Below are 13,504 nucleotides of genomic sequence, written 5' to 3' on the forward strand. Positions count from 1 at the left end.
CCACCAAGGAGTTCCTACGATGTCCACCACCACGCGCGCGGCCGTCGTCGAGTCGGGCGGCGCACCGTTCACCCTCAGCACCGTCGAGCTGGACGAGCCGGGCCCGCACGAGGCGCTCGTCCGTGTCGTCGCCGCCGGCCTGTGCCACACCGATCTCGGAGTGGCGAGCGGCGGACTGCCCTTTCCGCTCCCCGGAGTTCTCGGTCACGAGGGCGCCGGTGTGGTCGAGGCGGTCGGCTCGGCGGTCACGGGTGTCGCACCCGGCGACCATGTCGTGCTGTCCTTCACGTCCTGCGGCGACTGTCGCAACTGCCAGGGCGGGCACCCCGCTTACTGCGCCACCTGGCTGCCGCTGAACCTCATCGGCGGCCGCCGGGCGGACGGCAGCAGCACCATCAGCCGGGAGGGCGAACCGCTCGGCGGTCACTTCTTCGGCCAGTCCTCCTTCGCCGAGCGGGCGTTGGTCGACGAGCGCAGCCTGGTGAAGGTCGACCCGGATGTGGCGCTGGAGTCGATCGCCCCGCTGGGGTGTGGAGTGCAGACCGGCGTCGGCGCCGTCTGGAACGTACTGAAGCCCCAACTCGGCGACACAGTCGTCGTCTTGGGCGCCGGAGCCGTGGGCCTCTCCGCGGTGATGGCCGCCGCCCTCACCCCCGCGACCCGTATCGTCGCCGTCGACAAGGTCGGCGAACGCCTGTCCCTGGCGAGGGAGTTGGGTGCCACCCACACCGTCAACGTCGGTGAGGCCGACCTCGCCGAGGCGCTCGCGGAGATCACCGGGGGTGCGGGCGCCGACGGCATCGTCGAGACCACCGGCAGCGTCGCCGTGCTCCGCCAGGGCGCCGACGCGCTTGCCGCCCGGGGCACCCTGGTCGTCGTAGGAGCCCCGCCCTTCGGCGCCGAAGTCGCCCTGGATGTCAACGGGTTGATCCCCGGCAGGCGCATCGAGGGCCTCACCCTCGGCGACAGCGAGACGCAGAGTTTCATACCCGCCCTGGTCCAGCTGGTGAAGGAGGGACGGCTCCCGCTGCACCGCCTGATCAGTACATATCCGTTCGCGGACATCGATCAGGCGGTGCGGGACATGAGCGCGGGCAAGGCGATCAAGCCCGTGCTCACCTTCTGACTCAGTCGACCGTCAGCACCAGCTTCCCCGCGGTGCGGCCGGTGTCGCCGAGCGCGTGTGCCTTGGCGGCATCGGCCAGCGGGAACGTCCCGGCGATCGTCGCGCGCAGCTTCCCCGCCTCGACGAGTTCCGCGATCGCCTGCATACCGGCGCGGTCGGCGTCGACGAGCAGCCGGACCGCCCGTACGCCGAGCCGCTCGGCCTCCTCATGGAAGTCCCGCGAGCCGACCGGCAGGATCGAGACGACGATTCCGCCCGGGCGCAGGACCCGCAGCGAGCGGACCGCGTTGTCGCCGCCGAGCGTGTCCAGGACGATGTCCACGTCCTTCACGGCCTCGGTGAAGTCGGTCTCCTGGTAGTCGATGGCCTCGTCCACGCCGAGCTCGCGCAGGAGGTCGTGCTTGCCCGCGCTCGCCGTACCGATCACGTACGCGCCGCGTGCCTTGGCGATCTGGACGGCCACATGTCCGACCCCGCCGGCCGCGGCGTGGATCAACACCCGCTGCCCGGACCGCAGTTCGGCCGTCTCGACCAGCGACTGCCACGCCGTCAGCGAGACCAGCGGCAGCGCGCCCGCCTGGACGTGGTCGATCCCGGCCGGCTTGAGGACGAAGAAGCGGGCCGGGGCGGCGACGTACTCGGCGTGCGAGCCGTGGCCCCACGGGTAGGACAGCATCGAGAAGACCTCGTCGCCGGGCTTGAAGCGGGCGACGCCGACGCCGACGGCCTCGACCACGCCGGAGACGTCCCAGCCGAGGACGAACGGCGGCTCGCCGAGGAAGCCGCCGGTGGCGCGGTGCTTCCAGTCGGTCGGGTTGACGCCGGCGGCACGCACCCGGACCAGGATCTCGTTGGCGCGCGGCGCGGGTCGCTCCACCTCGACGACTTCGAGGACCTCGGGACCGCCGAGGACGGGCTGACTGATGGCTCGCATCGTGTTCACAGTGCTCATGGTCATTCAGCCTGCCGGGTCCCGCCCCACAGGAAAATGGCACGATGGCCAACCTTCGATAGAATCGTGCCATGCAGCATGTGGAACGGGTCGTGGTCCTGGCGCTCGACGGCGTCTACCCCTTCGAGCTGGGCATCCCCAGTCGGATCTTCGGCGCGGCCGACGGTCGCTACGAGGTGCTGACCTGCTCCGTCGACGGCCGGCCGGTCCGCACCAACGCGGACTTCACGGTCACGGTCGAGCACGGTCCCGATGCGCTGGCCACGGCCGACACCGTGATCGTCGCGCCGATCTCGCCGTCCCTGGTGACCACCGAGCTCCCGGACGAGACCACGGCCGCGCTCGCCCTGATCCGGCCCGAGGCCCGCATCGTCTCCATCTGCACCGGCGCCTTCGTCCTCGCCGCGGCCGGACTGCTGGACGGCAGGAAGGCGGCCACGCACTGGCACCTGGCCGACCGGTTCCGGCAGGCGTTCCCGCACATCGCGCTCGATCCGGACGTGCTCTTCGTCGACGACGGCCGCATTCTGACCTCCGCGGGAGCCGCCTCCGGAGTCGACGTCTGTCTGCACCTCGTGCGCAGGGACCACGGCAGCGAGCTGGCGAACGCGGTGGCCCGCCGCTGCGTGGTGCCACCGTTCCGGGACGGCGGCCAGGCGCAGTACATCGAGCAGCCGGTCCCGGAGTGCGGGGCCGCGAGCACGGCCGCCACCCGCGTCTGGGCCCTCGAACACCTCGGTGAACCGCTGACGTTGGCCGATCTCGCCGCCCACGCCCGGATGAGCCTGCGCACCTTCGCCCGCCGCTTCAACGACGAAGTGGGCCTCAGTCCCGGCCGCTGGCTGATCCAGCAGCGCGTCGCCCGGGCCCGCCACCTGCTGGAGACCAGCGACCTGTCGGTGGACCGGATCGCCGGCCAGGTCGGCTTCGCGACCGGCACCTCCTTGCGCCAGCACCTGCACGCCGCGATCGGCGTCTCGCCCCAGGCGTACCGGCGCACGTTCCGGGCGACCCGCTGAACCAAACGTTTCCGGCCGCTGCCGCGTCGTAGGAGGGACACAACGGCAGGCGGACAGGGGTGCGGCATGCGCAGGGGGCTCGCGGCGGTGACGGCGGTGGTGGCGGTGACGCTGGTGGGATGCGGGGAGGAACGAGGGGGAGGCGCCGTGGTCGCGGGCACGCCCCCGGCCACGCCTTACGGCGGACCTCTGCACATCGCGACCAGGAACCTCGATGAGGACAGCGCCCGGGCCGTCCGGATCGAGTCGGGTGCCGCGGGGCGCGCCCTGGAGTGCGACGGGGAGATCTACACCGGCGGCGGCAGCGACCCGTGGAGCGAGGGGGACGGCGGTTCCACCCCGGAGGAGGGGCTGGAGGCGTACTTCGACATCGAGATACCCGACGTGCCCCGCTCCGGCTACCGCGTGGAGCGCGAGGAGAGCGACCGGGTCCTGTACTCCTACGACGTCGACGGCCGCACCAAGGTCGCCGTCGTCGTCGCCAAGGACCAGGAGAACAGGCCCGGTTGGGGCCCGGAGACGAGCGCCTCCTGCGATCCGGCCGAACTCCCGGCGAGCTTCACCGACTCGCAGTGGTACGAGATCTGGACCGACGAGCACGGACGGCGGGTGCCGATCACCAAGGTGCACAGCTCGGCCGGTTCGGCCCACTGTGACTGGGAGCAGGCGCACTTTCTGGCGATGGGGGACAACAGGCTGTACGCCCGCGACCCGCACGGCGTGCTCGGCGACGCCATGCTCACCTCCCCCTATGACGGGGACGTCCGCCTGCCCGCCGACGCCAAGGACACCGGATACCGCCTGGGTGAGCGCGAGCTGTGGCTGACGGACGACCCGTCGAAGGCCTACGTCCGCACACCCGCCGGTGTGGAGGCCTGGCCGTCGGTGAAGGAGGGCATGGGCTGCCGGTGAGCCGTCGTCACCGGCTGGCGTGCAGGGCGACCAGCAACTGCCAGACCTGGTCGGCCACTTGCCCGGGCGAACCCTCGACGAGCCCGTGCAGCCAGTCAGCCAGCACCCCGGCGAAGGTGGCGGCGACGGCCGAGGCGACCAGCGGGGCGTCCGCCGCACCCGCGAGTTCACGCTCGCGCAGGCTGTAGCTCCGCAGGTCCCGGTGCAGGACCCGGCCGAGCGGCCCGCCGCCCCCCGGGCTCAACAGGGCCCGGTACAGGCCGGCATGCGGGGCGAGACCGGCGAAGAACTCCGCCAGCGCGGTGGGCGCGTGCACGGGATCGGGCCGGCCGTGCCAGGCGTGCAACGCGTCCACGGCCTCCCGTACGACGTCCGCGCAGGCGTCGACGGCCAGCGCCTCCAGGTCGGTGTAGTGGACGTAGAACGTGGCCCGGCCGACGCCGGCCCGGCGCACCAGCGCGGCGACACCGACCTCCGCCAGCGGCCGCTCGGCGCACTCCGCGAGCAGGGCCTCGCGCAGGCGCGCCCGGGTGCGGGCGGCCCGCGGGTCCTCGGGCACGCCGCGGCTCATTGCGCGATGAGGACGGCGGCCAGGGCGAGCGCGCCGGGCAGCGCCTGCGCGAGAAGGATGCGGATGTTCGCGGTGACCGCGCCGTACACGCCCGCGACCACGACGCAGGACAGGAAGAACACCTGCGCCCCGAACCCGGTGGGATCCGCGGCGATCAGCCCCCACACCAGGCCCGCCGCCAGAAACCCGTTGTAGAGCCCCTGGTTGGCGGCCAGCGGCGCGGTCCTGCGCGCCATCTCCGCGTCGAAGCCGTGGAAGGACATCCCCGGCTTCTTCTGCCACAGGAACATCTCCATCACCAGGATGTACGCGTGCAACGCGGCCACCAGACCGACCAGCACACTCGCGACCGTATCCATGCTTTCCCGACTCCCTGTTTCTTGGACAGGTGTCCACTATAGCTGGACAGGTGTCCATGAGGGAATTTGTCGATGTGCGGACTCCTGGCGGAGAGTGACGGAATCCTCACTTCCACCCGGTCGTGAGGTTGATCCTTTTGAGTTCAAACCCGATAAGCTCCCTTCCGGCGCAGCGACTTGACTTGATCAAGTTCGGTCATTTCGCGGTGCGTACTCATGAGTGCGGTCCCTTGCGCACCCCCCTTGTTCGAACGTGTTGCTTGTTAAGGATGCAGATGGAACTCGCCACTCCGCCGCCGGCGGCGCGGGCCCCTGTCGCCTGGTACAGCTGGTGGCTGATGCCGCTGGCCTTAGGAGGTGGGACGGTTGCCGCCACGTTCATGAGCTCCGAGCGAATAGCCGCCGGTGTCGCGGGCGTCGCGGCCACCGCCGCGAGCGCCGTGTGCGTACGGCTGCTGATTCGCACCCGCACCCGGTTGAGCCGCTCCGAGGGCTCTTTCCGCACCACGCAGGCCGAGCACTCGCAGCAGTGGCAGCAGCATGTGGCGGGCCTGGAGCGGAAGTTCACCGCGGAGCTCACCTCCCTGGAGGGACAGCTCGCCGAGCAGTCCGGTGTCCACGGGGCGCAGCTCGCCGAGCAGAGTTCGGCCTACGAGGCTCAACTGGCCGAGCAGGCGCGCGCCTTCGAGGAGCGCCTCGCCGGACAGGTGAAGTCGTACGAGGCCCAGCTCGCCGACCAGGCCGAGGTCTGGCAGGAGCAGCTCGCGCACCAGCAGGGCGCGGTCGCCCGGCTGGCGAACGAGCAGCTGCCCGAGGCGCTGAAGCAGCTGCGCGCCGGCGACGCCGTCGACGACCTGCTGCCCGAAGCGAACCAGTGCGCCAAGGTCAGCTCCGAGCTGCAGGCCGAACTGCGCAAGGTGCTCAGGACCGCCCTGATCGGCGTGGAGGAGGAGTTCAACCGCTCGACCTCCGCCGAACAGGCCGTCATCAGCATCGGCAACCGCATCCACGTGCTGACCAGCAAACTCCGTGGCCGACTGCACGAGATGCAGGGCGAGCACGGCCGGCTGCCGGCCGTGGCCCGCGGCCTGATGGAGCTCGACCAGGAGCTCGGCCCCGCCGACTCGCTCGCCGCGAGCATCGGTGTGCTCGGCGGCTCGGACCGGCCGGGCAGGCAGTGGCAGGAGCCGCAGCGTCTGCTCAGCGTGGTGCGCGGCGGCATCGGCCGGATCAAGGACTTCCATCGCGTCGAGGTCCGTCACCTGCCCGAACTCGGCGTCGACGGCGGTCTGGTGGACCACCTGACGCTGATCTTCGCGCAGCTGCTGGACAACGCGGCCCGCTACTCGCCGCCGAGTGAGCCCGTGCTCGTCTCCGGCAAGGAGGTGCCCAACGGCGTCGGCATCGAGATCCAGGACTCCGGCAAGGGTCTGAGCGAGGAGAAGAAGCGCGAGGCGGAGGAGGCTCTCGCCGGCACCGCGGGCGGCCCCGGCATCGGCGGCATCTCCGAGGACGCCAACATCGGTCTGCGCGTCGTCGGCGCTCTCGCCCGTCGCTACGGCATCCGCGTCACCTTCGCGGACTCGCCCTGGCTCGGCACGTCGGTGGTGATCGTGGTTCCGCACAAGTACTTCAGCCCGCTGCCCGCCGCCGCCCCGACCGCTGCCGCCCCGACCGCCGCCGCCCCGGTCGCCGCGGAGACCCCGGCGGTGCAGTCCGCCGAGGCCGCACCGGTGCGCACGGCGGACGCCGTCGAACGGGTTGCCGAGCCCGGCGAGGCCATGGACACCACGCCCGGCGGACTGCCCCGGCGTCGCAGCAAACGGCACGAGACGGTGCGGCACGAGCCGGCCGAACGCCCGGAGCGGACCGAGAAGTCGAACGTCGCCGCCGTCCCGCCGGACGCCTCGTTCGCCGGCCTGGCCGCCTTCGCCACGGCCGGCCGGGAGGTCGGCGAGGAGTCCACCGAGGAGGAGACCGCACCTGCCGGACGCGGATCCACCGAGCATCACACTGAAGAGAGCGACTAGTCCCATGACGCAACAGGGAACCGACGTGAGCTGGGCGCTCCGTGATCTGGTGGAGTCCATCCCGGAGATCCGCTTCGCCCTTGTGGCCTCCAGTGACGGCAAGGCCATCACCTCCTTTGGTGCCGAAGACCCCGACGACGTGGACCGGTTCGCGGCCGTGGTGGCCGGACTGCAGGCGCTGGCCCAGCCCGTCGCCGAGCAGTTCCCCAAGTACGCGGGGCAGCTGCGGCTGGCCATGATCGAGGTAGACGGTGGTCATCTCTTCGTCGTACGGGCCGGTGTGGAGACGTATCTCGGCGTGCTCGCCAGGGAAGGCCTCGACCAGGGCCTGCTGGGACACCAGATGAGGGATCTGGCCCGCAGGATGGGCGAGCTCCTCGGCACCACCCCGCGCCAGGAGGAGCACTCTGGATGAGTGCTCCCCGCCGGTCCACGGACCCGTCCGGTCTCGAGCGGTACTACGTCCTCACCGGGGGGCGCAGCGGACCGGGCGGTTCGGCGTCGAGTCTCGACGTGGCGACCCTCATCGTCTCCCTGACCGCCCCCGTACCGGGCATGCAGCACGAGCACGAGGACATCCTCCGGCGCTGCCGCGATCCGCTGTCGGTGGCCGAACTCGGCGCCTATCTCGGATTGCCCTTCAACATTCTCGCGGTGCTGCTCACGGATCTGCTCGAGGCAGGCCGCGTCGAAGCCCGTGACCCCATCCCGGCGCACGGCGCCGGTCGCGGGCCCGACCTCGCGCTCCTTGAGGAGGTACTCAGTGGACTTGAAAGGCTTTGACCATCCGGGCAGGCCCGGCGGGTCTGGTCCCCGCTCAGTGAAGGTGATGATCGCCGGCGGCTTCGGCACCGGGAAGACCACCATGGTCCGTTCGGTCAGCGACATCAAGCCGCTGACCACCGAGGAGACGCTCACCCAGGCCAGTGCCGACGTCGACCACCTCATCGGCGTCGCCGACAAGACGGAGACCACCGTCAGCCTGGACTTCGGCAAGATCGGCCTCAATGACAGTCTGATGCTGTACCTGTTCGGCACGCCCGGCCAGGAGCGCTTCTGGTTCCTGTGGAACGGCCTGTTCAAGGGGGCGCTCGGCGCGATCGTCCTGGTCGACACCCGGCGTCTGGCCTCCAGCTTCCGGGCGATAGAGGAGATGGAGCGGCAGAACGTCCCCTTCGTCGTCGCGCTGAACGTCTTCCCCGACTCCAAGGACTACCCGGTCGAGGAGATCCGGGACGCCCTGGACATCCCCGAGCACATCCCGGTCGTGGCCTGCGACGCCCGCGACCGGGCCTCCAGCCGTGACGTGCTCGTCGCGCTCATACGTCACTTGAAGGATCGCTCCCCCGTCGCACTGGAGCCCCGATGAACGACCAGACTTTAGACGGTCCCGACGCGCCCCGCGGGTGCCCCGTCGCGCACGGCGGGGCAGAACTCACGCGGCTGTACGGCCCGGACGCGGCCACCGACCCGCAGGCCATCTACGAGCGGCTGCGCAAGGAGCACGGCTCCGTCGCACCGGTGCTGCTTGAGGGTGACGTTCCCGCCTGGCTGGTGCTCGGCTACCGCGACAACCGGCGGGTGCTGGACAACCCTCGCCAGTTCAGCCGGGACGCCCGCATTTGGCGGGACTGGCGGGAGGGCCGGATAGCGGAGACCTCGCCGCTGATGCCGATGCTGGGCTGGCGGCCCGACTGCGTCTCCCAGGACGGAGAGCCGCACCGCAGGCTGCGCGGCGCGGTCACCGACGGACTGCTGGCCGCCTCCAGCCGCGGCGTCCGGCGGCACGCCACGTACTTCGCGAACAAGCAGATCGACGTGTTCGCCGACGCCGGGCGTGCCGACCTGGTGGCCGACTACGCCGAGCATCTGCCGATGCTCGTGCTCACCCGGATCCTGGGCCTTCCCAAGGCGGACGGGGTGCGCCTGGTCGAGTCGTGCGCCCAGGTCTTCAAGGGCGGCGAGGACGCCCTCGTACACAACGACCGCATCATGCAGATCCTGGGCGAACTCGCTCAGCGCAAGCGGTCCGAACCGGGATCGGACTTCACCACCGCCCTGCTGGAGCACCCGGCGGCGCTGGACGAGGAGGAGGTCGTCAGCCATCTGCGCCTGGTGCTGATGGCCGCCCACACCACGACCAGCAACCTGTTGGCCCGGGTGCTGCAGCTGTTCCTGACCGACACGGCGCGGCTGTCGGGGCTGATCAGCGGTCAGCTGAATGTGTCCGCCGTGGTGGAGGAGGTCATGTGGAACACCCCGCCGCTGGCTGTCCTGCCGGGGCGGTTCGCCACCAGCGAGCTGGAGCTCGGCGGGCACGACATCGAGGAGGGCGACCTGCTCCTCCTCGGCCTCGCCCCGGGCAACGTCGACCCGGAGATCCGGGACGAGGGCGTCGCGGTCCAGGGCAACCAGTCGCACCTGGCCTTCAGCTCCGGTCCGCACGAGTGCCCCGGGCAGAGCATCGGCCAGTCCATCATCGAGGTCGGCGTGGACGTCCTGGTGCACCGGCTGACGGGGCTGCGCCTGGCCGTACCGCCGGAGGAACTCGGCTCGACCGCCTCCACGTGGGAGTCCCGGCTGGACAGTCTGCCGGTCGAGTTCGCCGTCTAGGCCACGCCAAGGGACACCAGGGGACCGCTGCCCGGCCGGCTTCCGGCCGGGCAGCGCCGTGTCTGGAACAGGATGGAGGCGTCAGCCGTCGAGCCAGTCGCCTTCGACGCCCGTGGGACGGTATCCCGTGGCGTTCCAGAGGAAATGCGGGTGGGCGCCGGCGAACATGTAGGCCAGCAGAGCGGTGTCTTCCCTCCCGGTCCGAGGGTCGTGCAGGGTGTGAAACTTCTCCGATCCGACTACGCCGGAGTCCTGTTGGACTTCACGAGCGCGGGCCGGGGACGGTGCGGCCCTGGATGCCTCTACGGCGGCGATGTAGGTGCGGCGCAAGATCTCCCACGCGTTGTCGACGTTGCCGTGCCAGGGGCCGTGCAGTGCTTCGAAGGCATGGAGCTCGGCGTCGAAGAGGGGCCAGGTCTCGGGGTATTGGGCTCGGCAGCGTGCGGACAGCTCGGCGGTCCGGGTGCTCAGCGCCGGTACGGTGGGCCGCGGGGCGATGGTGAGGGTGGTGCCGTGGGTGAGGATGCCGCTGCACGCGTTGGGCTGCAGGTCGCACAGCGGGCACTCCTCGGCCGGGGGGAGGCCCTGGGAGATGCCGTCGAACCACAGGGCGTGGCGGCCCGTGAGCCCCATCCAGACGATGGTGGTGGTCATCAGCCAGGTGTTCCACATCGGGTCATGCGCCTCGGGCATGCAGCCGTACTTGACGATGGCTATGGCGCAGGCGGCGTAGAGGGCCTTGGTGTGGCTGGGCATTTCGGCGAGCCAGAAGTTGCTGATCTCGCCGGTGAGGGCGTCGGCCCGTACGTCGGTCATGTCGTCGATGACGCGGCACAGCAACAGGGAGGCGAGGTTTTCCTCCTGCCAGAGTTCGGTGTCGGGTGCGACGTGCCAGAACAGGCAGTCCAGCATCTGCAGGATTGAGTAGGTGCTCTGGCTGAGCGGGCTGGTCTGGGGGAGCGTGACACTGCCCGAGGCGTGCTGCTGGAGCCAGTACTCGTCGACGGCTCGCTTGTGGGCCGCGAAGAGTCCGCTGACCAGGGCCCGTGCGCTGTTGGTGCTGAAGTTCTCGGCCAAGCGACCTTCGACGTGTTGGGTGAGGCGCGTTGTGTCGATGGTGTCGATCACGCGTTTGTACTCGTGGAAGACGAGGATGTCGTCCTCGAAGCGGTGGCGGTGGCCGATGTCTCGTTCAAGGTCGTTCATCTGCCGGGTCCAGGACCATCCACCGGTCAGGACGCTGTCGAGTTCCCGGCGATACGGCCAGGTCTTGACGGTGAGCGGACGACCGGCGCTCTGCCGCCAACGGTAGTCGTCCAGCGTGCGTGCGGGGGGCGTGGGTATTCGACGGCACAGCGGGCACGTGCAGACGGTTGTCTGCTCCTCCTCGCGCGGCGGGGTGAGTGCCCGGCTCCGCCAAGCCCCTTCCAGCATCAGGCAGGTGAGTCGGCAGACCTCGACATCGGTGCTGATTTCGGGGAAGGCTTCTTCGATCACGCGCAGGCTGGTGTCGAGGTGCCTCAACCTGGCGTAGCCCGCCTCATCCGGCGGGAGGAGCGCGGGCTGCGCCAGATGGAGGGCTCCTTCCACACGCAGCGTGGTGCCGGCGTGGCGGGAGCCGAGTGCGTCCAGCCGCTGCTGAGCGGCGTTCTGGCAACTTCGGTGGTGCTCCGTGCTCCCCTTGATGCGTTCCACCAAGAGGCGGGCCAGGGTGTCCCCCGCCTCCGTGGGCTGGAGCTGGGCGCTTGGCTGCGCCGGGAGCGAGCTGTCGGCGGACGGCGTCGGAACAGCACCTACGATTCGAGAATTCACACGGGTCTCCCTTGAAGCTGTGGTCCTGGCAACGGAATCGGTCTGCGAACGACCGCGAGGGGCACGACTGCTGCGTCGCCGCCTCAGCTGTGTTGTGCTGCCGCTCCAGGAAGGCCGGGGAGAACCAGTTCGTCAGGACGCCCATGTCGTCGGCCGAGGCGCTCTTGGGCGTACTCCAGATGTCTGCTGACCGGGGTCTCGAAGGGGAGGTCGAACCGGACGTCCTGAGGCATGCGCTTCCTTCCGGGAGACGTGACGCAGAGCCCCCCGCCCCTGCGAACAGGCGGTCACGACGACCGCCCGCGCTCTCGAACTACGCTTCGTGGTACGAAAGTTGAACCGAGAAGCGTTACGAGGCTGCCCAGAGCCTAAATGATCTACGCGGTGACCCGGTCGTGATCTCCGTTACTGCTCACGCCTCTTGGGCTGCGTACACTCCCGCCCCTCCCACATAGGTCAGCGCCACCTTCGTCGCCGCGATCTCCTCCGGCGGCCCGGCGAAGGGATCCCGGTCGAGCACCACGAGATCCGCGAGCGCCCCGACCCGCACCTGCCCGGTGTCGTCGAGATGGTTCGCGTACGCCGAACCCGCCGTGTACGCCGTGAGCGCCTCCGCGAGCCCGATGCGTTCGGCCGGCAGGAACACCGGGGCGCCGCCGCCCGGTTCCACCCGGTTGACCGCGACATGGATCCCCTCCAGTGGATCGGGGCTGCTGACCGGCCAGTCGCTGCCCGCGGCGAGCGTCGCCCCGGACCGCAGCAGCGCCCTGAACGGGTACTGCCACGCGGCCCGTTCGGGCCCGAGGAAGGGAATCGTCAGCTCGTCCATCTGCGGCTCGTGCGCCGCCCACAGCGGCTGGATGTTGGCGACGGCACCGAGCCGGGCGAAGCGCGGCACATCGTCGGGGTGCACGACCTGAAGGTGCGCCAGATGCGGCCGCGTGTCGCTCGGCCCGTTCGCGGCACGCGCGGCCTCGATCGCGTCGAGTGCGTCCCGTACGGCACGGTCGCCCAGCGCGTGGAAGTGACACTGGAAGCCGAGCGCGTCCAACTCCGTTACGTACTTCGGCAGTTGCCTCGGATCGAGGAAGCTGGTGCCCCGATTGCCCGTGGCGCAGCCGCACTTGTCCAGGTACGGCTCCAGCAGGGCCGCCGTTCCGGTCTCGGCGACCCCGTCCAGCATCAGCTTCACGGTGCGGGCCTGGAACCGGCCGTGGCTCAACGCGGCCCGCCGCTCCACGAGTTCGGGGATCTGCTCGGCACCGCGCTCCCGGTCCCACCACAGGGCGCCCACGACGCGTGCGGTGAGTGAGCCGTCGCGGGCGGCGGTCAGATATGCCTCGGACGGATCGTCCATGCCCAGGAACTCGCCGACGAGCGCGTCCTGCCAGGCCGTGATGCCCAGGGCGTGCAGACGGCGCTGGGCGTGCAGCAGGGCCGCCAGCCGGTCGGCCGCCGTGGCCGGGGGAGTGAGCCGCCCGACGAGCTGCATCGCGCCTTCCTGAAGCGTCCCGCCCGGCTCGCCCGAGGCGTCCCGCTCGATCCGCCCGTCGGCCGGGTCCGGCGTGTCCCGTGTGATGCCCGCGAGGTGCAGGGCGCGGCTGTTGACCCAGGCGCCGTGGTGGTCGCGGTTGGGCAGATAGACCGGCCGGTCGGGAACTGCCGCGTCCAGCAGCTCCTTGGTCGGCGTACCGCCCTCGAAGGCCTCCATGGACCAACCGCCACCGGTGATCCACGCCCGCTCGGGATGCGCGGCCGCGTACGCGCGTACGGCGGCGATGGTCTCGTCCGCGGTCTTCTTCCCCGTCAGATCGCACTGGGTGAGTTCGAGACCCGCCGGCACCGGGTGCACGTGCGCGTCCTGGAAGCCGGGCAGCAGGAGCCTTCCGGCGAGGTCGACCACTTCGGTGCGGGGCCCGGCGAGCTCGTGCACCTCGGCGTGTCCGACGGCGGTGACGCGGTCGCCGGTGACGGCCACGGCGGTCGCGGTGCGGCCCGCGGGGGTGAGGACGGGGCCGCCGGTGAAGAGGAGGTCTGCGTGCATGTTCCTGTTCCTGTTTCTTGCGTTCGCCTCCGGGGCGCTTCGGCCGGTGTCGAGAGCCCGATCGTG

13 protein-coding genes are annotated in these 13,504 nt (G+C 70.6%); 8 read left to right on the top strand and 5 right to left on the bottom strand.

Features of this window, described 5'->3' with window-relative positions; translation table 11 throughout:
- Positions 1–19 precede the first annotated feature (19 nt).
- Positions 20–1,126 (top strand): NAD(P)-dependent alcohol dehydrogenase, encoded by a 1,107-nt coding sequence (locus tag AC5DRG_RS47325; RefSeq protein WP_491806495.1) that lies wholly within the window; start codon positions 20–22, stop codon positions 1,124–1,126.
- 1 nt (position 1,127) lies between these two features.
- On the opposite strand, the gene AC5DRG_RS47330 is transcribed toward AC5DRG_RS47325, so the two are convergent.
- Complete coding sequence (locus AC5DRG_RS47330; RefSeq protein WP_491806496.1) at positions 1,128–2,078, bottom strand: NADP-dependent oxidoreductase; 951 nt, start codon at positions 2,076–2,078, stop codon at positions 1,128–1,130.
- 71 nt (positions 2,079–2,149) lie between these two features.
- On the opposite strand from AC5DRG_RS47330, the gene AC5DRG_RS47335 reads away from it, so the two are divergent.
- Together AC5DRG_RS47335 and AC5DRG_RS47340 are read left to right on the top strand one after the other, a co-directional pair.
- Positions 2,150–3,097, top strand: a complete 948-nt coding sequence (locus AC5DRG_RS47335; RefSeq protein ID WP_491806497.1) for a GlxA family transcriptional regulator — start codon at positions 2,150–2,152, stop codon at positions 3,095–3,097.
- Between the two features lie 66 nt (positions 3,098–3,163).
- The gene (locus tag AC5DRG_RS47340) at positions 3,164–4,009 is read left to right on the top strand and encodes a hypothetical protein (RefSeq protein ID WP_491806498.1); all 846 of its coding nucleotides are present in this window, start codon (positions 3,164–3,166) and stop codon (positions 4,007–4,009) included.
- Positions 4,010–4,016: 7 nt separating this feature from the next.
- Here AC5DRG_RS47340 and AC5DRG_RS47345 read toward each other — a convergent pair whose 3' ends face one another.
- Positions 4,017–4,580, bottom strand: coding sequence for a TetR/AcrR family transcriptional regulator (locus AC5DRG_RS47345; protein ID WP_491806499.1), 564 nt, complete (start codon positions 4,578–4,580; stop codon positions 4,017–4,019).
- A complete protein-coding gene (locus tag AC5DRG_RS47350; RefSeq protein ID WP_491806500.1) occupies positions 4,577–4,939 on the bottom strand; it encodes a DUF1304 domain-containing protein in 363 nt (120 codons plus the stop codon). Before AC5DRG_RS47350 ends, AC5DRG_RS47345 begins: the two co-directional genes overlap by 4 nt.
- Before the next feature lie 275 nt (positions 4,940–5,214).
- On the opposite strand from AC5DRG_RS47350, the gene AC5DRG_RS47355 reads away from it, so the two are divergent.
- The 5 genes from AC5DRG_RS47355 to AC5DRG_RS47375 are packed head-to-tail and all read left to right on the top strand — an operon-like array spanning position 5,215 to position 9,582.
- The gene (locus AC5DRG_RS47355) at positions 5,215–6,969 is read left to right on the top strand and encodes an ATP-binding protein (protein ID WP_491806501.1); all 1,755 of its coding nucleotides are present in this window, start codon (positions 5,215–5,217) and stop codon (positions 6,967–6,969) included.
- Between the two features lie 4 nt (positions 6,970–6,973).
- Positions 6,974–7,384, top strand: a complete 411-nt coding sequence (locus tag AC5DRG_RS47360) for a roadblock/LC7 domain-containing protein (RefSeq protein ID WP_450849794.1) — start codon at positions 6,974–6,976, stop codon at positions 7,382–7,384.
- Positions 7,381–7,752, top strand: a complete 372-nt coding sequence (locus AC5DRG_RS47365; RefSeq protein WP_491806502.1) for a DUF742 domain-containing protein — start codon at positions 7,381–7,383, stop codon at positions 7,750–7,752. Before AC5DRG_RS47360 ends, AC5DRG_RS47365 begins: the two co-directional genes overlap by 4 nt.
- Entirely contained in the window at positions 7,733–8,338 is a 606-nt protein-coding gene (locus tag AC5DRG_RS47370; protein WP_491806503.1) for a GTP-binding protein, read from the top strand. The genes AC5DRG_RS47365 and AC5DRG_RS47370 overlap by 20 nt, the downstream gene beginning before the upstream one ends.
- Positions 8,335–9,582: a cytochrome P450 gene (locus AC5DRG_RS47375; RefSeq protein ID WP_491806504.1), complete on the top strand. Its 1,248-nt coding sequence runs from the start codon at positions 8,335–8,337 to the stop codon at positions 9,580–9,582. The genes AC5DRG_RS47370 and AC5DRG_RS47375 overlap by 4 nt, the downstream gene beginning before the upstream one ends.
- Positions 9,583–9,663: 81 nt before the next feature.
- Here AC5DRG_RS47375 and AC5DRG_RS47380 read toward each other — a convergent pair whose 3' ends face one another.
- Both AC5DRG_RS47380 and AC5DRG_RS47385 read right to left on the bottom strand, forming a co-directional pair.
- The gene (locus AC5DRG_RS47380) at positions 9,664–11,394 is read right to left on the bottom strand and encodes a hypothetical protein (RefSeq protein ID WP_491806505.1); all 1,731 of its coding nucleotides are present in this window, start codon (positions 11,392–11,394) and stop codon (positions 9,664–9,666) included.
- A 412-nt stretch (positions 11,395–11,806) separates the two neighbouring features.
- Positions 11,807–13,438 (bottom strand): amidohydrolase, encoded by a 1,632-nt coding sequence (locus AC5DRG_RS47385; RefSeq protein WP_491806506.1) that lies wholly within the window; start codon positions 13,436–13,438, stop codon positions 11,807–11,809.
- Positions 13,439–13,504: the final 66 nt, after the last annotated feature.

The sequence above is a fragment of the Streptomyces sp. JLBG701 genome (assembly GCF_058544905.1).